Source organism: Bacillus sp. CR71 (assembly GCF_003429245.1).
Taxonomy (GTDB): Bacteria; Bacillota; Bacilli; order Bacillales; family Bacillaceae_G; genus Bacillus_A; species Bacillus_A thuringiensis_S.
Genome location: NZ_CP031748.1, coordinates 1,424,235 through 1,449,931 on the forward strand (window position 1 = coordinate 1,424,235; position 25,697 = coordinate 1,449,931).

Consider the following 25,697-nt stretch of genomic DNA (forward strand, 5'->3'; position numbering starts at 1 on the left):
TGCAGAGAATAGACTCTGCACGTTTTTTTGCGTAAAGGGCTGAATATGACTCGGTCTTAAGTCTGAGTTAAAAACGGTTCTTAAGCTCGTTATGGAAAGATGAAAAAATAGTTAAGATAAGAGTATCAAATCGAAGGGAGGCAAGCACAAGATGAAACAATTTCTAGCGTTTATCGCAGCCGGTATTTTGGCTTTAATTGCTCTTGGTAGTCTTGCTGGTATTGTAGGATTCGCAATCGGAGCAGGAGTTGTATATTGGAGCTATAAATCATTTGTGCGAGCTAAATCATTTTTTGGAAAGTTAGCTTGGGGTATTGTTGGTTTAATCGGTTTATCCATTGCACTTTCTCATTCACCAGCATTAATCGGTATCGCTGCTTTAGTGGTTTTATACTACGGATACCGTGAGTGGAAAAAAGAAAAAGATGTAGTTGTTGAATCTGCTCCAGAAAGTTCTACACCATATAGCAACTTTGAAGATGAGTGGAACAAATTAATGAAAAACTAAAACAATAAATCAAATTATAATTAAAGTAGAAGAGAGGAAGATTTATAATGAAACAATCTTTATTCGGACGTGTACGCGATGCAATTTTAGCTGATTTTCATAACGTGTTAGATGAGAAGGAAAGAAAAAATCCAATTGCGATGTTAAACCAATATTTACGTGATAGTGAGCGTGAAATAACAAAAATTGAGAAGTTAATTGAGCGTCATAAAACATTAAAATCTAACTTCGCTCGTGAGCTTGAGCAAGCACGTTATTTCGTTAATAAAAGATCAAAGCAAGCTATCGTTGCTCAAGAAGCAGGCGAATTACAATTGCACGAACGTGCGTTAGAAGAGGTAGCTTATTATGAAGGGCAAGTAACTCGATTAGAAGAAATGTATGCAGGTGTTGTAGAGCAAATTGATGAGTTAGAGCGTCGTCTTTCTGAAATGAAAAATAAATTAAAAGAAATGCACGCAAAGCGTATGGAACTAATGGCACGTGAAAATATGGCACATGCAAATCGTCGGATGAATACTGCGATGCATAAAATGGATGAAAATAATCCGTTCTTACGATTTGAAGAAATTGAAGATCACATTCGTGACTTAGAAACTCGTATGAATGAAGGGCATGAGCGTGACACATTTGATATGAAAATTGCAAAACTTGAGCGTGAAATGAAAGAAAAGAATGATGTATCGTTAACGAAAGAGTTAACAAAATAATAGTAGTATATTATAAAACAGGCTTATGATATAGTGATAGGAGAAAAGGTGTTGGAAAGCAATGCCTTTTCTTCTATGTATATGTGACAAGAAGGGGGGGAGCTGAAGTGAAGAAACATTTTTCAAAGACACAATTAATGGGGATGCTCCTCATCATATTTGGGTTCGGTCTTTTTCTTGATATGATACTTGGACATTTTGAACCAGGTGGTCTCATTTTTGCATTTATTATGCTTATGTTTGGAAGGCATTATCGTAAAAAGAATCGTTATGTACGGGGGAATGTATTTTTATTTGTTGGTGGTATCGTATTTTTATTTTTCTTATTTTCATCAGCAGCATTTGTTCTTGTCGTATTTGCTTGTTTAGCTTTAATTGGTTATCAATTGATTCAACAAGGACATCAGCAAAAAGCAATGAAGGTTGAAATTAAAGAAAAAGGGATTATAGACGAAGAGAAGCAAATATATCGTACAGAACCATATTTGAAAAATATGTTTGTAGGCAATGTACGAATGATGGATCATATTTATGAACTTGAGGATATTAATGTTCAATATGGTGCTTGTGATGTGGAAATAGATTTAACAACTGCTATGATTCCAGAAGGAGAAACAGTAATTGTTATTCGAGGTGTCGTTGGTAATATTCGTTTATATGTGCCATATGATATTGAACTTTCTTTAAATCACTCTGTTATTGTCGGCCGTGTGCTCTTGCCAGGTCATGAAGAGACAGGGTTTAACCGCAATGTTACATTTAGAACAGAGCAGTATAAAGAGGCTCCTCGTCGTATTAAAATTATTTCTTCGCTTGTCGTAGGCGACACGGAAGTGAGGAAAGTATAATGAAGAAACAAAAAAATATTTCGTGGATGTATATTCGTTATTCTATGTTGTCCTCTGTTAGTATCGCACTCATTTGTACAATTGTATATGTTTGGAAAAGCGAGCAACAAGTGTATGATTTATTATGGAAGGAATCCATCGCTTCTGTTCCAATTGGCTTGTTTATTATGACTACAAGTTTACTTATCGGGGGAATTGTAGGATATGCAATCGGTTACTATATAGAGCAGCGTATACAAGGATTAAATACTTTTCTATTTGAAGTAGAGCGAGGGAATTTTCCGAGTGATGTTTCGTTTACTGCGGATGATGAATTTCATGAAGTGGAGCGAAAAGTAATCGTTCTGGCTCGTCGATTAGAGGAGCAAGCTGGACTCTTTCAAAAAGTAACGAATGAACGAGCTCATTGGAATGAAGAGATGAGACAAGAAGCGATTTCTCAAGAAAGGCATCGCTTAGCAAGGGAGTTGCATGATTCAGTAAGTCAGCAGCTTTTCGCAATGTCGATGATGATGTCAGCGATTAATGAACAAATAACTGAATTTCCAGATGTGACAAAAAAACAATTACAACTTGTTGAAAATATGGTTGTAAATGCTCAATCAGAAATGAGAGCATTGCTCCTTCATTTACGTCCTGTACAATTGGAAGGTAAGAAACTGACAGAAGGTATAGAGGAATTATTAACGGAATTATCGCGAAAACAACATATGAAAATTGAATGGCTTATTGAGCCAATAGAATTAAAAAAAGGTGTAGAAGATCATTTATTCCGTATTGTGCAAGAAGCGCTATCAAATACGTTGCGACACGCGAAGGCAAAGAAAACAGAAGTGCGCCTTCGAAAAATTGATCAATATGCGATTTTAAAAATCATTGATGACGGTGTTGGGTTTGAAGTAGGCGTTAATAAAGCCGGTTCCTATGGCTTAAGATCGATGCAAGAGCGTGTTCATGAAATTGGTGGGACACTCAAGGTACTGAGTTTCCCGGCCAAAGGTACACAAATAGAAGTGAAAGTACCGATTATGCTTGAGAGAGGGGGAGAAGTATGATAAAAGTATTGCTTGTCGATGATCATGAAATGGTTCGTATGGGTGTATCGGCATATTTATCTACACAACCAGATATTGAAGTGGTCGGGGAAGCTGAAAATGGAAAAAAAGGATCAGAATTAGCACTGCAATTAAGACCGGATATTATTTTAATGGACCTTGTTATGGATGAGATGGATGGTGTCGAAGCAACACGTGCTATTATTCAAGAATGGCCAGAAGCAAAAATTGTAGTTGTAACAAGCTTTTTAGATGACGAAAAATTGTATCCTGTTATTGAGGCTGGGGCGACTAGTTATTTATTAAAAACATCAAGAGCAAGTGATATAGCGGACGCTGTACGAGCTACTTATGATGGAGAAACGGTATTAGAGCCGAAAGTTACCGGGAAAATGATGTCCCGTATGCGTCAAAAGAAAGAGCAACCTTTGCATGAGGAGTTAACAGAAAGAGAGTCTGAAATTTTGTTATTAATTGCAGAGGGGAAAAGTAATCAAGAGATTGCAGATGAATTGTTTATTGCCCTCAAAACAGTAAAGACACATGTGAGTAATATATTAAATAAACTAAATGTAAGTGACCGGACACAGGCGGTTATTTATGCATTTAGACATCAATTAACGAAATGATAAAGTGCAACTTTAATCAGTGGGGGACTATCCCCATTGATTATTAGTTTGCATCAAATCTTTTTATTGACGCTAATAAATGTAAGCGTTATCATTAAGTTGTTAACAGTACATACAAAGGGGAGAATGTATATGTTAGTTCAAACTATATTCGGAATGGATAAGTCTAAAAAATTAGGGGATTATGTGAACGCATTACAAGCGCTTTGTGAACAATATAATGTTGAAACAGATAAAATTGCGATTATTGAGGCAACAGAGGAATACTATTTATTTTTAGTAAAGCAAGAAGACTGCTATGATGTTGTTAAGGTAGAAACAGTTGATACGAATATTGAATATTATACGAAAGCGTATAAAATAAGTAGTTTTAATCATACTGCTTATCAAATGTAAAAAAACTCCCTTTCGGGAGTTTTTTTAGGATGCTTTTGCGTCGGTTATTAAGGGAACTTTTTTAGCACCGTTTAGTTTAGCGATAGTAAATCCGATAAGTGCTCCGGCTAATACTGGTAATAGCCAGCCTATTCCTTCATTATATAAAGGAATAAATTCAAAGTTGGACGTGATAAACGAGACTGGAATACCGCCTTGTTTTAATCCATCAAATACGCTCACAACTGCTGCTCCGATTAAAGCACCTACATAAACAGAGCGATATCCACCGAAGTATTTATGAAGTAACGATAGTAGTACGAGTACAATCGCAATTGGATATACAACAAGTAGAATTGGAACAGAGATTGCGATAATTTTTGTTAAACCTAAGTTGGCAACTAATAATCCTAATGCGCAAATGATACTCGCGAACGTTTTGTATGAAAATGTAGTCAATAATGTTGAAAAATATTGGCTGCACGCAGATACGAGTCCAACGCATGTCGTTAAACAAGCGAGTGTAACGATAAGAGATAATAGGAGCAAACCGTATGGGCCGAATAATTGTTGTACGATAACAGTAAGTAGCTGTCCACCATTTTTTGCATATCCGAGAGAGACACTAGTTGTCCCAAGCCAGCCGAGTGCACCATATACAAGTACGAGTCCTGTAGCGGCAATAAGCCCTGCTTTTGCTGTGGCGATGGCAATGGACTTACGATCATTCACACCTTTAGAGCGAATTGCATTTACAACGATAATTCCAAATGCAAGTGCTGAAATGGTGTCCATTGTTAAGTACCCTTCCATAAAGCCTTTGAAGATTGGAGAAGTTTGATACTCTTGCATAGCTGGTCCTGATTGTCCAAGTGGTGTAAAGACACTTTTAACAAACAATAAGAAAATTGAGAGTAATAAAATAGGTGTTAATATATTTCCAATACGATCGACAAGTTTAGATGGATTTAAACTCAGCCAAAATACGATAGTAAAGAATATGATTGTATATACAAATAGCACTAGGCTGCTAGAGCGGATTGTTTCTGGTAAGAAAGAACTAACACCCATTTCATAAGCAACATTTGCAACACGTGGGATGCCCATGGATGGACCGATGGCAATGTATACAACTACCGTAAAGAAAATTCCGAATAATGGATGAACATGACTTGCAAGTTGCTGCATTCCATTTCCTGATAGAGAAATTGCGATAACAGTAAGTAGTGGTAAGCCAACTCCTGTTAGTAAAAATCCAATCATTGCGGGCCAAAAGTTTTCACCTGCGTTTTGGCCAAGCATGGGAGGGAAAATTAAATTACCTGCCCCAAAAAATAAAGAAAATAGCATAAGACCCGTGAAAAAAATATGTTTTTTTGATACAGTGTTCATTGTTTTTCCTCCTTTTTTAAATTCATTTGTAAGAACACAAAAAACTCGTCCCTAAAGAAAGGGACGAGTTATATTTACCCGCGATACCACCCTAATTTACACATGTAGAAATAAATCTATATGTATACGGCTTTGCAACGTACAACATGATACGTGTTCCTTGTAACGGGGGACGGCCGGTAAGAACTTACTGTAACATTCGGTTCTACTTCTCGGAGATGATTTTCGGTTACGCACTGAACGTTGGCTTTCAGCAAATCGCCAACTCTCTGGGGAACAGTCCTATAACGTACTCGTTCTCGTCAATGAATTTTTATTCAAGTATTCTGACAGTATTGTTGCATGTTTTTTTTAGAAAGTCAATATGTTTTTTGAAAGATATATTTATATACGGAAATATCGAAAGTAATATTCGTTGTTGCAAAAGGAATAATGAATTGTAAAATGGGAGTAAAAATTTGTGGAGAATTGTAAAATTTATAGAGAAAGTTGATATTTATAGGAGTAAAGAAGGGATTATTTGAATTTACAGAGAATATTACAACAATCCACTTGCTGGAAAGAACAAACCAAAAGAGGTGACTGAAATGCTTGCGATGGGAGTATTATTTGGCATTATTGCTATAATTGGTTTTATGTGGTTATATTATTCGCGTTCGTTTAAACAAGCAGAAGTTTTACTCTTTCAAAAAGGTAGTTTGTTGACAAATCAGTCTAGATATTTAGTATGTCCGAAGTGTGGAAGTGCACAGGCCAGAAGTGGAGGATATCAAGAGTGTTGCAAAATTAGATTATGAAAGAAAGGAAGCCTCACATTATTTTGTGAGGCTTCCTTCCTTACAACTTCATGGCGCTCCAAATTGTCCATCGATCTCTTTCAATAATAGGAGAGACGTTTTGTAATGTGGTCTGTATATGTTGTAGAAGTTGAGAAAGTTCATCATCTGTTAACTCATATAGAATGGATCGACCTGTTCGAGGAGATAAATCTTGTAGCAATGCTTCTACAGAATCATGTATTTTTCGTACTTCCCATTGTGTTTGTGTGGGAAGCACGTGAAGAGAATGTTTTTGTAATTCTTTCTGTATCGTGTTGGTTTTTGGACGTCTTTTTGACTCTATTTCAATGAGTTTTGGAAATATAGAGAAAAAATATCCACGAATGTGTTCGGGACTTCCTGGAACTGTACAATCTTCAATCGTTCGATCTTGTAAAATAAGTACACCGTTTTTATTTAATATACGAGAAGCTTCACATAAAAATGTAGGAATGTCTTGTAAATGATGAATAACTGCGCGCGAAATAACTATGTCGAATGTTTCGTTAGGGTATGGGATATTATGTGCATCACCGTGGATGAAAGAAATATTTGGGAAATTGTTGCAATTTTCTTTTGCAGCTTGTAATATTTCTTTTGAAAAATCAAGTCCCACAACATTTTTGGCTCCCATAAGAGCGAGTTCTTTCGTATAAATCCCGCCACCGCAGCCAATATCAATTATTTGCTTGTTTTGTATGTCTGTAATGTTTTTTACCATTTCAGCCCAAGAAATATGAGCGTTTCTTGTTGCGTATGTGTATTTATTATTTGCATCATGAAAATTAATGGACATGATAAAGACCTCCTTTCAATGATTAGTATAACTTATTTAATAGGATGTCACGTTTTTGTTTTATGTATGAAGATTATAAGAATTTCTTATCGTAAAAGGAGGATTAATTTGAAAGGGAAATATGTATTGTTGTTATTTGTTATGTTACTAGCAGCTTGTGGTCAAGCTGAGCAAAAACAAGAAACAAAAAAAGTAGAAGAGACGGTGAATGAAGTGAAAGAAACAATAGGGGTAACCGTTATACAAAAAAAACATAAAGAGAAAAAGTTGCAGGAATCAGAAGCGAAGTTAGTAATAGACATTTTGGATAAAGCTGAGAAACAAGAAATAACTGGAAGCTTCGGTGAACCTGAATATGAAATACAAATTAGTAGAGAGGGGAAAAAAGAAACTTATTATGCATGGTTAAGGGGAGAAGATAGACGAGGATGGGTGCAATATAAGAAAGTTATGTATATGTTGAATGAAAAAGATACGGAAAAGCTTTTGGCTATATTTCCAAATGTTTCAGAACAAAAAGAAGAAGAGGTGCAGGTAGGTCCTTTAACGGAGGTAACAAAAAAAGATTTGCAGATTACCGCGTTTCATATTAAAGCAGGCGATCAAAACGTGAATTATATGGTACGGTATACGATTTCACAATCACTATACAACAAGTTAGTGAAGGAACAAGAATATTATTTGCAACTCACTTTCCCAGAAAAAGTTCAAAAATTAATTGGAGCAAAAGAGAGTGAAATGATTTTAGGTGAAAAAGTAAAGGAAGGGTATAAGCAATATGAATTGCATGCTACTGTGCAGGTAAAAGGCGCTTCAGAATCACAATTAAAATCATTAGAAACATATTACGAAAAGTATGATTTAAAAATATTAAACAGTGAAAAAGAAAAAATAGGTGTGTTTCAAAATATAATTCAAATCGTTAAAGAGTATGGTGAAAAAATGAATTTCCAAAGATAAAGTGAGAATTTAATCGGCGGAGGCTGCTCATTTCTCATTGATTAATAGTCTTTGCCAATTCGGCGTTGACTCTCACTTAACTTCTTTGTTTCAACTGAATTTTGGGGTAAGGCCCTTATTGGCTGTAACTGAATTGTAAATTCTATATAGCCTTTCCTAGGAAATGATAATAGAGAGGGGAGAAGAACACCCTCTCTATTATTTTGCTTTTGCAGATGGCTCATTCATTGATTTTCGTGTAATAAGAAATGAAATCATAAGAGCGGAAAGAATGATAAGAGTGATAAGTAAGTGATTTGGCAACCAATCTAATAATAATACATAGCTCACTGTATAAAAAATAAGAGTTGAAGCTAAAAATGATAAAACACTTATTATGAGAGATTGTAAATTCATTCGTATATACCTCCTTTATTTATATTTTTGGCTAAAAATGGATTAAATAAACATTATTTCTAACAATAGAAAAAAATATGTCATAATAAAGAGGAGAATAATTTTTGATGAGCTTGTATGACTCGTTACAGGGGGTTAAAGGAGAGAGATGAAAAATAATAAAAAAGGATTATGGGGAATTATTGTTGCCATAGGATTATTTTTACTGTCTAAGTTAAAGTGGGTATTTGCAATTTTTAAATTAGCAAAGTTTTCAACGGTATTTAGTATGTTTCTATCGCTTGGCGCATACGCAGTTCTATATGGTTGGAAATTTGGGGTGGCGCTCATTTATTTGTTGTTTGTTCATGAAATGGGCCATTTATGGGCTGCGAAAAGAAAAGGGATTCCAACATCGCCAGCAATCTTTATCCCATTTATGGGGGCTCTTATTGGAATGAAAGAGATGCCGAAAAATGCAAAAGATGAAGCTTACATTGCCTATATGGGTCCGCTTTTCGGGCTTCTGTCATATTTACCCGCGATACCGCTTTACATAATGACGAAAGAACCATTTTGGGCGCTTGTTATTTTGCTTGGAAGTATGATTAATTTCTTTAATTTAATTCCCGTTTCGCCGCTAGATGGTGGGCGAATTATTTCAGTTGTCAGCACTAAAATTTGGGGAGCAGGCCTTATTTTATTACTTGGCTATTCAATTTACTTTAAAAGTATTTTGGGAGGATTTATTGTTATTATCGGTTGTATGGAATTATATAGAGTGATAAAGAGAGATGAGCCGATTAAGGAATTAGGGCATAAAATTGATGGGATGAAAGAATATGTTGCTAGGATTGAAGAGGAATTAAAAGAAACGGGTGCTGTACATCGGACTATATACATGATGCATCATGAGATGAATGCATTAAGACAAAGAGAACGGGAAAAAGAGTTACAAATAGGTGAACTTCAAAAAATGGAAGTGTTAGAGTATCTTTTACCGAAGTTCGAACCGTTAGATTATGTTCCATATGAAGATGAAAAAGATGAGTATACAATTCACATAAGGGAAGCATTTGAAGCGTCAGAAAGAAAATTAAATAAATGGAAAATAGAAAAAGAACAACAAGAAAACTATTATAAAGTGGATGCGAAAACGAAATGGACAGTATTTGCTTGTTATATCGGATTAATGGCTATACTCGGTTACACAGCTTATGAAGGATATATTGTTTTACAAGAACATTTGCCAACGAGAAATGTATAGAAAAATATTGTCGAAATGATAGGAAGAATTTATACAGGAAGTATATTTCTACGAGAGAATGTTACAAGTATAGCCATACATTATAATATCTTTAGTAGAGAAGGAGTTCTGTATATGAAGAAATTGCTACGTGTATTCGGGATTATTATCGTAATGATCATCGCGAGTTATAGTCTTATGAAAGTGCTGTTACATTATGCGAATAAGCCTGCTGAGGTAAATACAATAGCTCAAGTAGAAGATGTGCAAGAAGAGACAAAAGTGCTAGATTTTATTCGAATGACACATGAAAGCTATAATAATTTCTTAAATTACGGTAAAGCAGAGAATTATACAGACGGGGATTGGAATCAATTTAAGCAATGGTTTCAACAACAAGAACCATCTTTAAAAAATATACATACGGAAATAAAGAATGAAAAAATAAAACGCGATGTAAATAGAAGCTATGAAATTGTAAAAAAAGGTGTGGAACTTCAAAATATTGAGTATGTAGTGTATGCCCACCGTGTATATCATGACTTGGATATTATCGTAAATAAATATAGGGGGGAAACGAATATCTGGGGGTATACAGAGTTTGGCGAGGGGAAAGATATAAAAGTAATTGAACAAGCTATACAAACAAAATAATAAGCTAGCTAGAATTCTAGTTAGCTTATTTTCTTTTGTAAGTACAATGTTCATATATTATTCACAAAAACAACGTGTTAATAGTGATTAAAATCACAATCTGCATTATAAGATTCAGTTAAACTAAAAACAGTTAAGGAAATAGAGGAGTGGGATACAATGTTAAGTGCAAAAACAATTGAAATCGTAAAGTCAACAGTACCATTATTACAAGAAAAAGGCGTTGAAATTACAACGAGATTTTATGAAATTTTATTTTCAGAACATCCGGAGTTATTGAATATTTTCAACCATACGAATCAGAAAAAGGGAAGACAACAACAAGCGTTAGCGAATGCTGTTTATGCAGCTGCAACGTACATTGATAATTTAGAAGCAATTATTCCAGTTGTAAAACAAATTGGTCATAAGCATAGAAGTTTAGGTATTAAAGCTGAGCATTATCCGATTGTAGGTACATGTTTACTACGTGCCATTAAAGAGGTCGCAGGTGCACCTGATGAAGTTTTAAATGCATGGGGAGAAGCATATGGTGTCATTGCTGATGCATTTATTAGCATTGAAGCAGAGATGTATGAAGAAGCTGCACATAAAGAAGGTGGATGGAAAGACTTCCGTAACTTTGTGATTGTTAAAAAAGTGAAGGAAAGCGATGTTATTACGTCATTTTATTTGAAACCTGAAGATGGAGGGAAAGTTTCTTCATTCATCCCAGGTCAATATGTAACGGTTCAAATCAATATTGAAGGTGAGACATATACACATAATCGTCAATACAGTTTATCCGATGCACCTGGGAAAGAATATTATCGTATTAGTGTAAAGAAAGAAAAAGGTGTAGATACACCAGACGGTAAAGTGTCTAATTACTTACATGAACATGTAAAAGAAGGAGATGTTTTACCAATAAGTGCACCAGCGGGAGATTTCGTGTTAAATATGGATTCAACATTACCAGTTGTACTAATTAGTGGTGGAGTAGGGATTACACCGATGATGAGTATGTTAAATACGTTAATTGAACAAGATTCAAAACGTAATGTATATTTTATTCATGCAGCAATAAATAGTAATACACATGCAATGAAAGAACACGTTAAGGCAGTAGAAAATGAATATGAACAAGTTAAAGCATATACTTGTTATTCTGCACCGACTGAAAAAGATTTAGAAATGAAGAACTTTGATAAAGAAGGTTTCGTTGAAAGCGAATGGTTAAAAACTATTATTCAGACAACTGAAGCAGAATTTTATTTCTGTGGTCCAGTAGCATTTATGAAGCATATAAATGCTGCACTAACTGATTTAGGTGTGAAACAAGAGCATATTCATTATGAATTTTTCGGCCCAGCAACAAGCTTACAATAAGACAGATGAGAATAAACAAAAAAACGAGGTATTTATTTTACCTCGTTTTTTATTTGTTCTCGTAATAAACGGTTAACTGTTTCACGGCGTATGCCTATCAGTTGACCAATTTCAGTTTGTGTTAATATTTCATATATAGGAATGTCACCTAAATATAATGTGAACCATTCTTGTAAACGATGAAGACGTTCTTTCGGAGAGACAGTTGTCAATTGATCAATTCGTTGTTGCATCATTCTTAATTTAGATTGCAATTGCATAGCGATGTTGGCATACGATTCGGGATTTGCTTGAAGTCTCTCGTACCATTCACTACTAGTGATCGGTTCCACTTCTGTCTTTATTAAAGCGATAGCTGTACCGTGATATTCTTTCGGTGAAATTAAAGAATGATGAGGTATCGTTTCACCTGGAACGATAATGTTGAATAAAAATGGTGTTCCGTCTTCTTCTAGCCGAACTACTTTTAATAAGCCTGTTTTTATAAAGTATAAAGGACCGTCCTCGCCTTGACGGAATAGTACATCTCCTTTGTGTAGAATCAATGTTAGCCCCCCATTAATATGTTTCTATTTCTTCTATTTTAGCGTATATGTATATAGACAATATGCTATTTCAACAGCAATTTCATTGACGAAATGTATGCTATTACAGTAGTATACTATTTAGTGTGTAATAGTACTAGCAATGAATACGCTGTAGGGGGTTTAGTATATTGTTAGATGCGATAAGAATGACGGATATGAGAATTCCGGCGAATGCTATCATTCATGTAGAAGAGATGAAAGGTGGAGTCGTTTTATCCGTTGAAGTAGACGGCCAAATTATTTATACGATGGCTTATGATGAAGAAACAGATAGTTATGCTGAATTATATGATCGAAACGATAAGAGGGCGTGCCAAGTACATGAAGACTTTATGGGATGGTCACTTCTTCACTAAAAAAGATGTCAATATGACATCTTTTTTTATTAAATCGATAGAATATACAAAGAAATGAAATATAAGGATAAAATTTGTAATAATTGATTTTGCATTGTTAGCACTCTGTAACTGCAAGTGAACTATTTTTTCGCTATCATAAAGATAACAGTCGCAGTTATAGGAGTGGTCAACTTGAAGAAAGTACATATTTCAAATTATATGTTATTAAGTGCTTGTTTAATTTTATTTGTTCTCCTCGGAGGATTTTTATATTCATGTGTATAAGAAAAACGCATTCTAAAAAGAATACGTTATAAAAGGGAAATAATGATTAATCTAGTTCCAAGAATAATTAACGTAATACGTAATAAATTAATTACGGCGTTACCACTCAGTTTTGTATTAATGTAAGCCCCGATTTTTCCGCCGATCCATGCACCAGGAATAAGGATTAATGCATAAATCCAGCTGACATTTCCAAGTGAGATGTGAGTTGCAGAACTTACAATTGCTGATAGAAATACGATGAACATTGAAGTTGCTACTGCAATATGTGCTGGGAATGCAAAAAGAAGCATCATTGCTGGAACAAGTAAGGCACCGCCACCAATTCCAAATAACCCAGATATAAACCCAACTATAAAGGCGATAAAGATAGCAAGAAACGGTGGGAATTGGTAGTGTACAGCATTTCCATCATTATCTGTAAAAGAACGCTTAATTACAGACGTATTTGAGAGGGAAAGAGGTTTTAATTTGTCTCGAAGCATAAGTAGAATTGAGACGAATATAAGGAAAATCCCAAAGTATAAAGAAAATGTGTCTTGGTTTAAAAATTTATTTGCCCATGATCCGATAATACCACCAGGACCGCTTCCGATAAATAAAATAAGTCCACTTTTATAATCCACTCGCTTATGCTTCATGTAAGTAAGGGTAGAAGATAGTCCTGTGAAAACGACTGTTACCATAGAAGTCCCTACTGCAAGTTGTGGTGATAAACTGTGTAATCCAATTAATAACGGAACAATAATAATTCCGCCTCCAAGCCCAACTAGGCTGCCGACTGTCCCGGCGATTAGTCCGATGAAAAGTAACATGATGTATTCCAAAATTGCCAACTCCTCTAAATAACTTATCCACCAATTATTATACACGCTTTTTAATGAGAAATAGGCTTGTTCACAAAAAAGTCGTCTTCCTAGAAAAATAAGGAAGACGACTTTTGATTAGAAAACAAAATGTAATAGGTAGTAAAACAGAGCAGCTAAAGAAGCTGAAATAGGAAGTGTAATAACCCATGTAATTAACATACGTTTTGCAGTTCCCCATTTTACCCCCTTCACACGGTGAGAAGCACCAACCCCTAAAATAGAAGAAGAGATAACGTGCGTCGTACTAACCGGTAAGTGAATGAATGTTGCACCGAAAATAACAAGTGATGATGATAAATCGGCAGCTACACCATTTACAGGACGAATTTTCATAATTTGTCCACCGACAGTTTTAATAATTTTCCATCCACCGACAGAAGTACCAAGTCCCATTGCGATAGCACAAGATAATTGTACCCAGAACGGGATATCGCTAGAAGTATGATAGTTATTAGCCATAAGAGCCATCGTAATGATTCCCATTGCTTTTTGTGCATCATTCGTACCGTGTGTATAGGCTTGTAATGCTGCAGTGAAAATCTGGAATATACGGAAGTTTTTATTCGTTTTCGTTAAGTTAAAGTTTTTAAAGACCACTTTAAAAATACTGTAAACGATATAACCAATAACGAAAGCGATAATTGGTGAAATGATTAAAGCTTCAAGAATTTTAATGAATCCTTTAAGGTTTAATGAGCTAATACCAGCAGCAGCAATGGCTGCACCTGCGATTGAGCCAATAATTGCATGCGAAGAACTACTTGGGATACCGTAGTACCAAGTAATTAAGTTCCATGCTATCGCCGCAAGCAAAGCAGCTAAAATTACAAGAGAACCATTTTGTAAAGCAAATGGGTCAACGATATCTTTTGTAATCGTTTTTGCTACACCTGTAAATGTCATTGCACCTAAAAAGTTCATAATAGCTGCCATAATAATTGCATGTCTAGGCTTTAGAGCTTTCGTTGAAACAGCCGTTGCAATAGCGTTTGCTGTATCGTGAAATCCATTGATAAAGTCAAAAGCTAAAGCGCAAATGACTACTAAAACGGTCAGTATCAAGAGTGTATCCATGATCAAACTCCTTACGCGTTCTTCATAATAATTGTTTCTAATACGTTTGCAACGCTTTGACAGCTATCAGCTACTTCTTCAAGCTCTTCGTAAATCTCTTTAAATTGAATAATCTTAATCGGATCTTTTTCACGAGAGAATAAGTGCTTAATCGCATGACGACGAATATCATCGCATTGTGATTCGTAATCCTTAATCTTAATCGCGTTCGTACGAATGTCGACTAACTTCTTTTTAGACAGTAGTTCAACAGAGTTTGCAATCTCAATCGCACATTGATTAATTGCTTCCACGAATTTAATCATGTATTCATCAGCTTCTGTAATAGAATACATTTCGAACAGACCAGCACTGTGATCTAATCCGTCTAATACATCATCCATACTCATTGCAAGTTGTAGGATGTCCTCACGTTCAATTGGAGTAATAAACGCTTTGTTTAGCTCCATAATGATTTCGTGAATAAATGAGTCACCTTTTGACTCATACTCTTTCATGCGCATAGAAAACTCTTTTAAATCGCTAGCATTTTTAATTTTATACTCTACGAAAAACTGCGCGCCTTCTTTTAAATTTTCGGAAACATTCATTAACATTTCAGAAAATTTATCTTTTTTTGATTTAAAGACCATTATTGTTACCCCCACAAAAGTAATATATGTAAAATATATTGGCTAATCAATTCTAACAAAAAACTGTCGTTTTTTAAAACATTTTATCGAAAAGTTTACAAAAACTTAACATAACTCTCGTTGTTCTATTAATAATATTAATATCCAATAGTGAATATCTTACTTGTAGAATGTCCTTTTCTTGCAAAAAGTATGAATGTAAAAGAAAAGCTTTACACTATAGGAATGACTACGTTATTATAGTAAATTTAAAAGGCGGTATATTCTTCCTTTTAAAAAGAAGAGTGTAAATAAATGAAGGAAGTGAACGAATGAAATTGAAGAACACTCATTTTAAAAAAATGCTTGAGTGGTTCAATAAGAGGAAGAAACTTCGTAATTCATTAATTGTATTGGGAAGTGTACTCATTACTCTATTTATTGCTATAAATATAATAATATCCATTCAAGACATATCTGAATTAAAACAAGCTGTTCCACAACCGACTTTAATTTATGATGCAAATAATGAGGTCGCAACTAAATTAGCTTCTTCGAAAACAGAAGGTGTTAAAAGAAAAGATATTCCTGATATTATGGTTCAGGCAATTGTTGCAGTAGAAGATAAGGGTTTTTTTAACCATCATGGTATTTATTATAGTGGAATTATAAGTGCAGTTTTTAAAAATATTACAGCAGGAGAAGTTGTAGCAGGGGGAAGTACAATTACACAGCAGCTTGCAAAGAATGTATTTCTGACACAAGATCGTACATTTTCTCGTAAAATAAAGGAATACTTTTTAACCAAAAAAATAGAACGTACTTATACAAAAGATGAAATTATTGAAATGTATATGAATCAAATTTATTTTGGGGAAGGTGCTTGGGGAATAAAGAGGGCAGCTAAATCTTATTTTGATAAAGAGGTAAAAGATTTATCAATTTCAGAAGCTGCAACGATTGCAGGTTTAATTAAAGCGCCGTCTGCGTATTCTCCTTATAAAAACTTTAATAAATCAATTGAACGACGTAATGTCGTATTAAGTTTAATGAAGGAACAAGGATATATTTCTGAAGAGCAATACAATAAAGAAAAAGAGTCAGGCCTTGTATTAAAACGTGGGGTTGATGATAAATACAAAGGTAAATACTCCCAATGTGTAGACTATATAGTTAGAGAAGCGATGGATAAGTATGAATTAACACAAAATGAAATTTTAGCAGGTGGTTATCGTATTTATACAGAGCTTGATCCGAAAAAACAACAAGCTGTAGAAGATGTTGTGAATAATGATAGTTATTTCAAAGATAGTGGCTCAGATCAACTTATGCAAACGGGTGTAGTCCTTATAAATCCAAAAACAGGCGGTGTTCCAGCTTTAGTTGGAGGTAGAGGACCATATCAGTTTTTACAATTTAATCATGCTACGCAATTAAAAAGACAGCCAGGTTCAACATTAAAGCCTCTAGCTGTATATGTACCCGCTTTAGAACAAGGGTATGAAGTATACGATATATTAAAAGATGAACCATTTCATATTAAAGAATATGAACCGAAAAATAGTGATCAGGCCTTTCATGGTAATGTGACAATGTATGAAGCGGTAGCAAAGTCGTATAATGTTTCCGCTGTGTGGCTATTAGAACAAATAGGATTAGATAAAGGATTGAAATCTTTAGAGCGATTTGGTATTCCGTTAGTACCAGAAGACCGTACGTATCCAATTGCTTTAGGTGGGATGCATGTAGGGACATCACCATTTGTAATGGCCCAAGCATATAGTACATTTGCTAATGATGGGGTTCAAGTAGAGGCTCATGCAATTAGAGAAGTTCAAAATGCTGAAGGGGAAATAATAGGGAAATGGTATAAGAAAGAGACACGAGTGACGAGTGAGAAAATTGCTCAAAAGATGACGTATTTATTAAAAGGTGTTGTAGAAAAGGGAACAGGTGGAAAAGCGAAAGTTACTAATGTTGATACAGCAGGGAAGACAGGGACTACTCAACTTGTAAATGGCCCGAGCGTAGGGGCAAAGGACTCGTGGTTTGTAGGATACACACCAGATTTAGTAGGTGCAGTTTGGGTAGGATATGACAAAACAGATAGCGAGCATTATGTTCCAGGTGGTAGTCAAATTACAACGACGATGTTCCGGGATATCATGAAAAAAGCAAATGCAAACCCAGCCCAAAAAGCGTTCCAATTGTCGTTAATATCTGAGGCGGACTATAAAAAACAATTGCAAACAATTGAAGAAGAAAAGCGAAGAAAAGAAGAAGAAAAGAAAAGGCAAGAAGAAGAACAAAAAAGGAAAAAAGAACAGCAAGAGTGGTTTAATAAAGTAAAAGAGTGGATTCCATCGTTATGGTAAAAGAAAGAGGCGAATTTCGTTATTCGCCTCTTTCTCATGTGAAAAATGAAGTGAGCTCATAATTAGTGGGGTAAATGCTACTATTCATTAAGAGTAATGTTGGTACTGCCAAAGGATTGAGAATCGTATGTGATGATTATTGTTCCTTTACTAATCGGTTCGTATGGTAATTCTTCTTCATAACTACCATTATTTTCATTATGGATAGTCAGCGTGATTTCATCAATTCCTTTATTTGTATACTGATCTTTAATCGTTTCAGTAATTTGAAGTAGAGTTTCGTAACTAGAAGCTTTCGTAATAAGCATTCCTTTTATAACTTTTTTTTCATTATTTGTGGAATTGGAATAAAGGATGTTGTTTTGTTTCGTATACAAAAGTGTGTATGGAACTGTTTTTCTCTCTGCTTTTGAAATAGTAGAATATTTTAGAGTTAAAAAAAACCCTACACATAAAATAATGCATATCATAAGAGCAATCCAAATGCGTATCGGTGACATAACTCTCATTTTTCATCCCTCTTTCATATCTTTGACTTCATTATTTATCATACAAAATGAGGATTAAGATAGAGTAAATTTGAGGTAAAGAAACGTAAAGAAGGAGCACTTATCCTCCCAAATAAGTGCTCCTTTTTATTAAAAGAGAGATTTAATAGACAATCAAAATCACACCTATTACTTATAAATGTGTTTAGTCCTCCCAAAATATTATAGGAAATTGTGGTTAGTAAATTCGGAGTACAGATAGTGTCGCAGTTGTATCGCCCGTGTTAGGAATAGAAATAGTATTTGCTGTAGGTTGTACAGAAATCGTTGTACCAGCTTGTAAAGTAACAATTGTAGAGAAAGAAACAGCACTACCGATAACATTAGTTGAAAAATTACGAGTAAGTGGTTGGCCATTGAATGAAATACCGAATCCAAACGGTGAAGAGCCTGGGAAAGTTGTAGATGCCGAGAAACTAATATCATATACGCCTGTAAAGTATGTGTAGTGTCATTAAAGTTAATATTATTTATTTCAAAAACTTGATTTAATTGAATATTAATTCCAGTTGATATTGTTTGAGCATTGGAGTTTCCTATTGCAGCTATAGTTACCCGAATCGGAGTACCCGCTGGTCCAGTAGCGCCTCCACCTAGGAACCAGATCCATATTGAACTAAGACAGCTTGAATAGCTTGGCCGAGAGCTTGAAGAAGTCTAACAAATTATTTAAGTTCGGACTTAGAGATGTTGATATAACTACAAGCTCTTACTTCGCAACAATCATTACCATAAAATACTTTCCCTTTATTTTTGTTGTTTATCTTTGCATTCCTTTCTTTCATAGAATAATAGTCGTTACTATATATTATAATGAAATTTAAATTAAATTCGTGATGGACAAACTACTATTTCTCAAAAAATAAGAAGTTTACCTACCTAACACGAACAATAAAGAAGTAGAGAAAAATCTATATGTTTTAAAAAACTCCCTTTAATTGTTAGAGTGTGCTTAACAATTAAAGGGAGTTAATAGAACAGCATTCTCATTTTATAAGTTAATTGCTTCACGATTTACTTTAGGTAAAATCGGAATAGAAATAGTGAAGGTTGTACCGTCTGGATCACTAGTCATTTTGAGCGTACCGTTATGATTTTGGATGATTTTTTTTGTTACTGATAAGCCTAGTCCTGTCCCCGAATCCTTCGTTGAGAAGAATGGATCAAAGATATATTCTTGAATAGCTAGAGGAATACCAATTCCATTGTCTGTGAAAGTAATCCGAACGAAGTTATCTAGGCGATAACTAGTGATTTGAATAGAAAGAGGCTTTTCGCCTTGAGCATCGACGGCATTTTGAAATAGGTTTAAAAATACTTGAACAAGTTCATGTCGATCAATATTGACTAAAATATCATCTAATTCATTAGAAAAGTTATAATCAATTGAAATGTTATGCAAGAAGACTTCACTAGCTAGTAACTGTTGAATATAGTCGCATAAAAATGTATTAATAGGAAACGGTTCTCTTGTAAATTCACGTGTTTTTGAAATGGCTAAAAATTTTGTAATAATACTATTTGCACGATCTAATTCAGGGATAAGTAAGCTTTTAAATAACTCTTTATTTGATGGAGAAACACTTTCTTGTAAAAATTGTAAGTATCCTCGTACTGTCGTAAGAGGGTTTCGTACCTCGTGTGCAATTCCGGCTGCGATTCGTCCTGCTAACGAAAACTTCTCTGCATCACGCTCTGTGTTTAAATAATGAAAGACACTAATAACCCTAAAAATCTCCCCGTTATAATCGCGAATAATTCGGTTGTTTATAATGCCATAGTTTTTGTCTAAAACTTCTTCATTATATATTTCTGTTCCCGTTCTTAATGTTTCAATCGCTTTAATTTTTTCTTCCGGCAAGCTTAGTAATTGTTGAATCGGTTTTCCGATAATATCATTTCGTATTACACCGAAATCATCTGCGGCAACTTGATTACATAAAGTAATATTCCCTTTACTATCGACAAAGGTTACATGATGTGAAAAGGCATCAAAAATATGTACAAAGTGTTTTTCAAGTTGTTCAAATAAGAATAATGAATCACAAGTAAGTTGAAAATGAGCCTCTTTATTCTCTTTTGGTATTTCTTGAATGGAATGAGTTGCTCTAGTTTTCTTTATTTGTAAACCAATATGTGGATTTTTGTATGTGAAATGATGTGGTAATTGATTTACAAGTTCTTCATAAAAACGCACTTTATTTTCTAGTTCTTCAATTCGTTTTTCATGAGATACAGTAGCATCGTTTGGAAGCATAAATAAATAACCCCTCATTTTAAAAATTCTTCCATATAGTATATCATATTTTAATAAGGATACTCTTAAAGAAAGGGCCACTTAATGAAATTGATTAGCAAAAGTGTTTGGGGAGTGAATAGAAGATAAAGTTAAAAAGGGAGGAATATATGTGCTGTTCATTGGAGTGACAGGATGGGGAGATCATGATTCTTTATACGTAGATTCCTATGAAAATAGAAATAAATTACGAACATATAGTGAGTATTTTCCTATTGTGGAAGTGGATAGTTCATTTTACGCGATGCAACCTGCACGAAATTATATAAAATGGGCAATGGAAACGCCGAAAGATTTTTCTTTTGTCGTAAAAGCGTATCAAGGAATGACAGGACATATGAAAGGAGAATTTCCTTTTTCTACGTTTGATGAGATGTTTGATGTGTATAAGCAGTCCATTCTTCCTTTAATAGAAGCTAATAAATTAAAAACAATTTTATTTCAATATCCACCATGGTTTGATTGCAAAAAGAAAAATGTAGATTTTCTTCGATATACGAAAGAAAAAATGGAAGGTTTACCATGTGCAATAGAATTTCGAAATCAAACATGGTTTTATCCAGAAATGAGAGATAAGACGTTACAGTTTCTAGAACAGGAGAAATGGGTTCATACAATTTGTGATGAACCACAGGCTGGGATAGGTTCTGTGCCACTCGTATTAGAGGTTACGAATTCAAACATGGCATTAATACGTTTTCACGGTCGAAATGTTCATGGTTGGCTTGATAAAGGGGAAAATTGGAGAGCGGTTCGTTGTTTATATCGCTACAACAATAAAGAACTGGAAGAATGGGTGGAACGACTAGAGCAATTAAAAAAGAAAACAAAGGATATATACGTACTGTTTAACAACAATTCAGGTGGGGATGCAGCAGATAATGCGAAACAGCTTATGAAAATGATGAACATTACATATGGTGAGCCGAAGCCGGAGCAATTAAATTTTTTTGAATGATAATAAACAAGAAAGGCACTGTACAAACAGGGGGAATGTACAGTGCCTTTCTATATGAAAAAGAGGGGTAACAATGTTACTGAGCGTTTGGTTGATTCATCAATTGTTGGCTTCATAATAAATGATAATGGTTATCATTATCATTGTCAATGGTTTTTCTAAAAATATATAAAAAACTTTGTATATTTTAAATAGAGATAAAAAAAGAACAGCATTAATGCTGTTCTTTTCCGTTGATGAATTGTTGTAAATCAAAAGGAGTTATCGCCTGGATAAATTCTTTTGAGATAAGTGTTTGCACGAGAGTGCTCTCAGAGATAGAAGCACCTGTTTTCTTTTCGTAAGCTTGTTTTAATAAATCAAGTTTTTCAGCCGTTTCTTTTGGTAATTCAATTGTAAGTGTGTTCATAATTTCTCCCCCTTATTATTAGAGTACCACTACAGTATAGGAGAGACAAGAAAAGAGAATATGAAATATAAAAAAGGTTACCAAATTTTCAAATGGTAACCTTTTTTATGTATAAGAGTTATTAAGCAATACCGATATACTTTAAAGTTTTTGATGGAGTACTGTGATCAAAGAAGTGTTGTAAAAATGCAATATCAACACCTGATTTGTATGCACAATAACCCCAAGTTTTTCGAAGTGTATGTGAGCTAATCCCTTCTAATCCAACTTCTTTTGCAGCTTTGTTTAAAATGTACCATGCATGTTGTCTCGTAATAGATTTTGTTCCTTTTTGAGATTTTAACAATGGTTCATTACGTTTCCAAGTTTTACGTTCTTTCATGTAGTCTTCGATTGCGTGCTGTAAGTCTTCATTTACAGCAAACCATTTATGTTTCTTCACTTTTTCATTGTAAAATAAAATGGAATGGCGAACATTTTCATTTTCATCGATTACATCACTAACTTTTAATTGTAAGATTTCACTTACTTTTAAGCCAGAATTTACAGCTAATACGAATAATAAGCCATCACGTTTCGAAGATTGTAAAAGTATATTTTTGATAGTTTCTAATTGTTTTTCATTTTGAATAGGTTGTCCTGCTTGTTTCATTTCACGCACTCTCCTCTTTTATATGTGTAAAGGAAAGGATTAACTTGTTTCTTACTATAAAGGGAGAGTGTGAATTTCATGTGAACTCCTAGTGAAATTAAGACAAATTATTTGACTTCTTTTACTTTTTGTAAATTGAAATAGAATACAACACTGTTAGTCGTATTATACACACCGTACTCGGCATGATGGAGGTCTAAAATGTTTTTTACAATAGATAATCCGAGACCGGTACCTCCGGTGTGACGGCTACGTGATGCATCTAGGCGATAGAAGCGATCCCAAATTTTTTCAAGACTTTCTTCAGGGATAGGGTTTCCTGTATTTTCGATTTCGATTTTTACGGTATCTTCTGCTTCTATAATGGAGACTTGTATTTTTTCTCCATCCGGCGTATAGCGGATGGCATTACTTAGTAAGTTCACAACTACTTGCTCAATACGGCTACGATTTGCTTTAACAAGTATAGAAGGGTCTGCATCGACGTTCACTTGTAGATGCTTTTCTTCCATGCTAAATAATAATTTTGTATAGACTTGTTGCGTTAATTCACCAATTGAGAACGTCGTCATATCTAGTTTGTAAGTACCAGATTCTAACTTTGCTAATTCTAACATTTCAACAATCAGCCTGTTCATATTTTCTGTTTCTTCTAAAATAACATCAGTATAATACGAAGTATCCTTACTAACACCATCTTTAATACCTTCTGCAAAACTTCTAATTACACTCAGTGGTGTTTTTAATTCGTGTGATACGCCAGAAATGAATTCTTTTCTTGTTTTCTCTAATTGACGTTCACGTTCAATGTCTTGTTGTAACTTTGTATTGGCAACATTTAATCGATCGATTCGATCTTTTAAATTTACAGATAATGTATTGATACTGCCGGAAAGCCCACCAATTTCATCGTCGGCTGTAACAGGTAATTTCTCGCTGAAATCAAAATTAGCCATTTTTTTTGTAACACGATTCATTTTAATTAATGGCTTAACAATGATTTTTGAGTAGTAGAAGGATAACAAAATAATAACGAGAAACACGATGATTAAGGCATAAACATAATAGTCTTTTAAAACTAGCATCGCTTCATTAACGGGTTGTAAAGACGCTATCGCAAAAGCATATTCTGTAATCTTTCCGTTTTCTATAATCGGCTTTACAAAGATACTATTTTTTATATTTTCGCCGCCATCTAATATGAAAGTGTTTAATTGGTTCGAGTTAGAAGTGCCATCTCTAATAATATCTGCAAAATATTGAACGGCTTGTAATGTTTCAATATCATTTGCAAGACGAACCTCAGCTTTTGATGGGAGCTGTAACTTAGTTATAACACCTGTAAAGACGATACGAGTTGTAGATTTGTATCGGCTTGCAAGTCTATTCTTAGAAGGATTACCATTAATTGACTGAAAATCCGAATAGAAATGTTCGTTTTGCCATTGATTATAATTCGTTCCTAATTTTTGTGGTGTAATAATATTATTCTCTTGTACGACTCCATCAACATTAATTATTACATCTTTTTTTAAACCTAAATTTTCGAATTTATTATATTCTTCTGGTGTTAAAAGGTTATTGAGTGGAATGGAATACTGTTTATTATTGTTGGGATTAAATACATCGATATAGTAATTGTTATCACTTTTAATAATACCGTTAGAATCCAAAAACTGCATATCGGCATTTGTTTTATCATGAAATTCTTGTTTTAGTTTTCTAACTTTCTCATAACTTTTATCACTTTTGTCATAATTATCTACGAATTTTTCAAAAGCAGTTTGAACTGTTTTTACTTTTTTATTAATATAAAATTTCTCTAAAAATAGAGATTGTCCTAGGAAAAAAAGTAGGAATATTATTGTAAATAAAGTTGATGTTAATAAAAATAGTTTAAAGACGATACTTCTGTTTTTCACTGCGTCACCTCTTATGAGAAATACTGTAAATGATTTCTTTATCCCGCTCGGGCAATAAGACTTCCACTTCAAAATTCGGCGAATACAAGGGAGTTAGTAGGTGGGAGATCAACTGTCCGTAAAAGCCTGATTGGTTCAACTAATAATCAGTGGGGGATGGAAAAAAACCACTGATTAAAGTTTCACTTTATTATAACAAACGTTACAATAAAGTAGAGGGGAGAAATCTGTCTCTTTATAAAATAGTTATTTATAAAAAGTCACATAAAAAGAACTCGCCAGACGTATGACAAGTTCTTTAGTGTATTATTGTTGAATTGCTGCATCTAAAGCGATTTCAATCATTTCGTTAAATGTAGTTTGACGCTCTTCAGATGTTGTTTCTTCGCCAGTGAAGATGTGATCGCTAACTGTTAATACAGATAATGCATTTACGCCGTATTTCGCTGCTAATGTATAAAGAGCAGTTGTTTCCATTTCTACTGCTAATACACCGTAATCTCCAAGTTTTTTAACCATGTCCATGCTTTCGCGATAAAACACATCTGCTGTTAAGACGTTACCGACACGAACGTGTAATCCTTTTTCAGTTCCAGCATCGTAAGCTTTCTTTAAAAGATCAAAGTTTGCAGCTGGTGCGAAATCAAATCCTGGGAATGTTAAACGGTTCATATTAGAATCAGTACAAGCCGTCATTGCGATAATAACATCACGAACTTTTACATCTTTTTGAATTGCACCGCAAGTGCCAACGCGAATTAAATTTTTAACTCCGTAGCTTTGGATTAATTCGTTTACATAAATAGAAATAGAAGGAACACCCATACCTGTACCTTGAACAGATACACGTTTTCCTTTATAAGTTCCAGTAAAACCTAACATACCACGTACGTTATTATAGCAAGTAACATCCTCTAGAAATGTTTCAGCGATATATTTTGCACGTAATGGATCACCTGGTAATAGAATAGATTCAGCGATTTCGCCTTGTTTTGCTTCGATATGTACACTCATGAAAAGTCCTCCTTATAATGTATTG

28 protein-coding genes, 2 pseudogenes and 1 other annotated feature are annotated in these 25,697 nt (G+C 34.3%); of the genes and pseudogenes, 15 read left to right on the forward strand and 15 right to left on the reverse strand.

The genetic code is table 11. The features are described 5' to 3' along the window. The first annotated feature begins 151 nt into the window (after nucleotides 1-151). From DOS87_RS07390 to DOS87_RS07415, 6 genes are all read left to right on the forward strand, one after another. Entirely contained in the window at nucleotides 152-508 is a 357-nt protein-coding gene (locus DOS87_RS07390; protein WP_000808642.1) for a lmo0954 family membrane protein, read from the forward strand. Between the two features lie 47 nt (nucleotides 509-555). Further along, a complete protein-coding gene (locus DOS87_RS07395) occupies nucleotides 556-1,218 on the forward strand; it encodes a PspA/IM30 family protein (RefSeq protein ID WP_000814131.1) in 663 nt (220 codons plus the stop codon). 107 nt (nucleotides 1,219-1,325) lie between these two features. Continuing rightward, complete coding sequence (gene liaF / locus DOS87_RS07400; protein ID WP_000716094.1) at nucleotides 1,326-2,066, forward strand: cell wall-active antibiotics response protein LiaF; 741 nt, start codon at nucleotides 1,326-1,328, stop codon at nucleotides 2,064-2,066. Further along, complete coding sequence (locus DOS87_RS07405) at nucleotides 2,066-3,121, forward strand: sensor histidine kinase (RefSeq protein WP_000744327.1); 1,056 nt, start codon at nucleotides 2,066-2,068, stop codon at nucleotides 3,119-3,121. Before liaF ends, DOS87_RS07405 begins: the two co-directional genes overlap by 1 nt. Next, a complete protein-coding gene (locus DOS87_RS07410) occupies nucleotides 3,118-3,750 on the forward strand; it encodes a response regulator (RefSeq protein ID WP_000598702.1) in 633 nt (210 codons plus the stop codon). The genes DOS87_RS07405 and DOS87_RS07410 overlap by 4 nt, the downstream gene beginning before the upstream one ends. Before the next feature lie 57 nt (nucleotides 3,751-3,807). Then, nucleotides 3,808-4,146 (forward strand): DUF3922 domain-containing protein, encoded by a 339-nt coding sequence (locus tag DOS87_RS07415; protein WP_118961699.1) that lies wholly within the window; start codon nucleotides 3,808-3,810, stop codon nucleotides 4,144-4,146. A gap of 24 nt (nucleotides 4,147-4,170) precedes the next feature. Here the strand turns inward: DOS87_RS07415 and brnQ3 are convergent, their stop codons facing one another. Further along, on the reverse strand, nucleotides 4,171-5,517 hold the full coding sequence (gene brnQ3 / locus DOS87_RS07420) for a branched-chain amino acid transport system II carrier protein BrnQ3 (RefSeq protein ID WP_098424898.1): 1,347 nt from the start codon (nucleotides 5,515-5,517) through the stop codon (nucleotides 4,171-4,173). 56 nt (nucleotides 5,518-5,573) lie between these two features. After that, nucleotides 5,574-5,832: a binding site (T-box leader), on the reverse strand. A 272-nt stretch (nucleotides 5,833-6,104) separates the two neighbouring features. Between brnQ3 and DOS87_RS07425 the strand changes: the two genes are divergently transcribed. After that, complete coding sequence (locus DOS87_RS07425) at nucleotides 6,105-6,314, forward strand: hypothetical protein (RefSeq protein ID WP_000880630.1); 210 nt, start codon at nucleotides 6,105-6,107, stop codon at nucleotides 6,312-6,314. 40 nt (nucleotides 6,315-6,354) lie between these two features. Here the strand turns inward: DOS87_RS07425 and DOS87_RS07430 are convergent, their stop codons facing one another. Next, nucleotides 6,355-7,131, reverse strand: coding sequence for a class I SAM-dependent methyltransferase (locus tag DOS87_RS07430; protein WP_000026263.1), 777 nt, complete (start codon nucleotides 7,129-7,131; stop codon nucleotides 6,355-6,357). Nucleotides 7,132-7,239: 108 nt separating this feature from the next. Here DOS87_RS07430 and DOS87_RS07435 point away from each other — a divergent pair, with 108 nt between their 5' ends. Then, entirely contained in the window at nucleotides 7,240-8,091 is an 852-nt protein-coding gene (locus DOS87_RS07435) for a YhfM domain-containing protein (RefSeq protein WP_000677057.1), read from the forward strand. Nucleotides 8,092-8,289: 198 nt separating this feature from the next. Here the strand turns inward: DOS87_RS07435 and DOS87_RS07440 are convergent, their stop codons facing one another. Further along, a complete protein-coding gene (locus tag DOS87_RS07440; protein WP_001053359.1) occupies nucleotides 8,290-8,487 on the reverse strand; it encodes a hypothetical protein in 198 nt (65 codons plus the stop codon). A gap of 148 nt (nucleotides 8,488-8,635) precedes the next feature. Between DOS87_RS07440 and DOS87_RS07445 the strand changes: the two genes are divergently transcribed. From DOS87_RS07445 to hmpA, 3 genes are all read left to right on the forward strand, one after another. Continuing rightward, complete coding sequence (locus DOS87_RS07445; protein WP_000794496.1) at nucleotides 8,636-9,733, forward strand: site-2 protease family protein; 1,098 nt, start codon at nucleotides 8,636-8,638, stop codon at nucleotides 9,731-9,733. A 114-nt stretch (nucleotides 9,734-9,847) separates the two neighbouring features. Continuing rightward, the gene (locus DOS87_RS07450) at nucleotides 9,848-10,366 is read left to right on the forward strand and encodes a hypothetical protein (protein WP_000735433.1); all 519 of its coding nucleotides are present in this window, start codon (nucleotides 9,848-9,850) and stop codon (nucleotides 10,364-10,366) included. 159 nt (nucleotides 10,367-10,525) lie between these two features. Beyond that, nucleotides 10,526-11,734: an NO-inducible flavohemoprotein gene (hmpA, locus tag DOS87_RS07455; protein ID WP_000947318.1), complete on the forward strand. Its 1,209-nt coding sequence runs from the start codon at nucleotides 10,526-10,528 to the stop codon at nucleotides 11,732-11,734. Nucleotides 11,735-11,766: 32 nt separating this feature from the next. On the opposite strand, the gene DOS87_RS07460 is transcribed toward hmpA, so the two are convergent. Further along, on the reverse strand, nucleotides 11,767-12,279 hold the full coding sequence (locus tag DOS87_RS07460) for a Crp/Fnr family transcriptional regulator (RefSeq protein WP_000600585.1): 513 nt from the start codon (nucleotides 12,277-12,279) through the stop codon (nucleotides 11,767-11,769). Nucleotides 12,280-12,449: 170 nt separating this feature from the next. Between DOS87_RS07460 and DOS87_RS07465 the strand changes: the two genes are divergently transcribed. Further along, a complete protein-coding gene (locus tag DOS87_RS07465) occupies nucleotides 12,450-12,677 on the forward strand; it encodes a hypothetical protein (RefSeq protein WP_000882911.1) in 228 nt (75 codons plus the stop codon). Between the two features lie 293 nt (nucleotides 12,678-12,970). Here the strand turns inward: DOS87_RS07465 and DOS87_RS07470 are convergent, their stop codons facing one another. From DOS87_RS07470 to DOS87_RS07480, 3 genes are all read right to left on the reverse strand, one after another. Beyond that, nucleotides 12,971-13,771 (reverse strand): sulfite exporter TauE/SafE family protein, encoded by an 801-nt coding sequence (locus DOS87_RS07470; protein ID WP_000455760.1) that lies wholly within the window; start codon nucleotides 13,769-13,771, stop codon nucleotides 12,971-12,973. 117 nt (nucleotides 13,772-13,888) lie between these two features. Next, the gene (locus DOS87_RS07475; protein ID WP_000380276.1) at nucleotides 13,889-14,887 is read right to left on the reverse strand and encodes an inorganic phosphate transporter; all 999 of its coding nucleotides are present in this window, start codon (nucleotides 14,885-14,887) and stop codon (nucleotides 13,889-13,891) included. A gap of 11 nt (nucleotides 14,888-14,898) precedes the next feature. Then, complete coding sequence (locus DOS87_RS07480; protein ID WP_000231445.1) at nucleotides 14,899-15,519, reverse strand: DUF47 domain-containing protein; 621 nt, start codon at nucleotides 15,517-15,519, stop codon at nucleotides 14,899-14,901. A gap of 311 nt (nucleotides 15,520-15,830) precedes the next feature. Between DOS87_RS07480 and DOS87_RS07485 the strand changes: the two genes are divergently transcribed. Continuing rightward, entirely contained in the window at nucleotides 15,831-17,873 is a 2,043-nt protein-coding gene (locus DOS87_RS07485; protein ID WP_208730230.1) for a transglycosylase domain-containing protein, read from the forward strand. Nucleotides 17,874-17,953: 80 nt separating this feature from the next. On the opposite strand, the gene DOS87_RS07490 is transcribed toward DOS87_RS07485, so the two are convergent. Both DOS87_RS07490 and DOS87_RS30060 read right to left on the reverse strand, forming a co-directional pair. After that, the gene (locus DOS87_RS07490) at nucleotides 17,954-18,382 is read right to left on the reverse strand and encodes a hypothetical protein (protein ID WP_001265587.1); all 429 of its coding nucleotides are present in this window, start codon (nucleotides 18,380-18,382) and stop codon (nucleotides 17,954-17,956) included. Nucleotides 18,383-18,599: 217 nt separating this feature from the next. Continuing rightward, nucleotides 18,600-18,797: pseudogene (locus tag DOS87_RS30060) on the reverse strand (Gly-Xaa-Xaa repeat protein); the annotation flags it as partial. Here DOS87_RS30060 and DOS87_RS30065 point away from each other — a divergent pair. Further along, nucleotides 18,778-18,870: a hypothetical protein gene (locus tag DOS87_RS30065; RefSeq protein WP_229145116.1), complete on the forward strand. Its 93-nt coding sequence runs from the start codon at nucleotides 18,778-18,780 to the stop codon at nucleotides 18,868-18,870. The pseudogene DOS87_RS30060 and the gene DOS87_RS30065 overlap by 20 nt on opposite strands. 219 nt (nucleotides 18,871-19,089) lie before the next feature. Here the strand turns inward: DOS87_RS30065 and DOS87_RS30490 are convergent. Both DOS87_RS30490 and DOS87_RS07500 read right to left on the reverse strand, forming a co-directional pair. Then, nucleotides 19,090-19,206: pseudogene (locus DOS87_RS30490) on the reverse strand (collagen-like repeat preface domain-containing protein); the annotation flags it as partial. 206 nt (nucleotides 19,207-19,412) lie between these two features. Next, complete coding sequence (locus DOS87_RS07500; RefSeq protein ID WP_000937233.1) at nucleotides 19,413-20,678, reverse strand: ATP-binding protein; 1,266 nt, start codon at nucleotides 20,676-20,678, stop codon at nucleotides 19,413-19,415. 151 nt (nucleotides 20,679-20,829) lie between these two features. Between DOS87_RS07500 and DOS87_RS07505 the strand changes: the two genes are divergently transcribed. After that, nucleotides 20,830-21,675, forward strand: a complete 846-nt coding sequence (locus DOS87_RS07505) for a DUF72 domain-containing protein (protein WP_000897362.1) — start codon at nucleotides 20,830-20,832, stop codon at nucleotides 21,673-21,675. Nucleotides 21,676-21,889: 214 nt separating this feature from the next. On the opposite strand, the gene DOS87_RS07510 is transcribed toward DOS87_RS07505, so the two are convergent. From DOS87_RS07510 to deoD, 4 genes are all read right to left on the reverse strand, one after another. Continuing rightward, entirely contained in the window at nucleotides 21,890-22,084 is a 195-nt protein-coding gene (locus DOS87_RS07510; RefSeq protein WP_001094856.1) for a DUF3924 domain-containing protein, read from the reverse strand. A 121-nt stretch (nucleotides 22,085-22,205) separates the two neighbouring features. After that, on the reverse strand, nucleotides 22,206-22,736 hold the full coding sequence (locus DOS87_RS07515; RefSeq protein ID WP_000806236.1) for a tyrosine-type recombinase/integrase: 531 nt from the start codon (nucleotides 22,734-22,736) through the stop codon (nucleotides 22,206-22,208). A gap of 107 nt (nucleotides 22,737-22,843) precedes the next feature. After that, nucleotides 22,844-24,658 carry a sensor histidine kinase gene (locus DOS87_RS07520; protein ID WP_000797506.1) on the reverse strand — a complete coding sequence of 605 codons (1,815 nt, stop codon included), beginning with the start codon at nucleotides 24,656-24,658 and terminating at the stop codon, nucleotides 22,844-22,846. 306 nt (nucleotides 24,659-24,964) lie between these two features. After that, nucleotides 24,965-25,672: a purine-nucleoside phosphorylase gene (deoD, locus tag DOS87_RS07525; protein ID WP_000110707.1), complete on the reverse strand. Its 708-nt coding sequence runs from the start codon at nucleotides 25,670-25,672 to the stop codon at nucleotides 24,965-24,967. Nucleotides 25,673-25,697 lie beyond the last annotated feature (25 nt).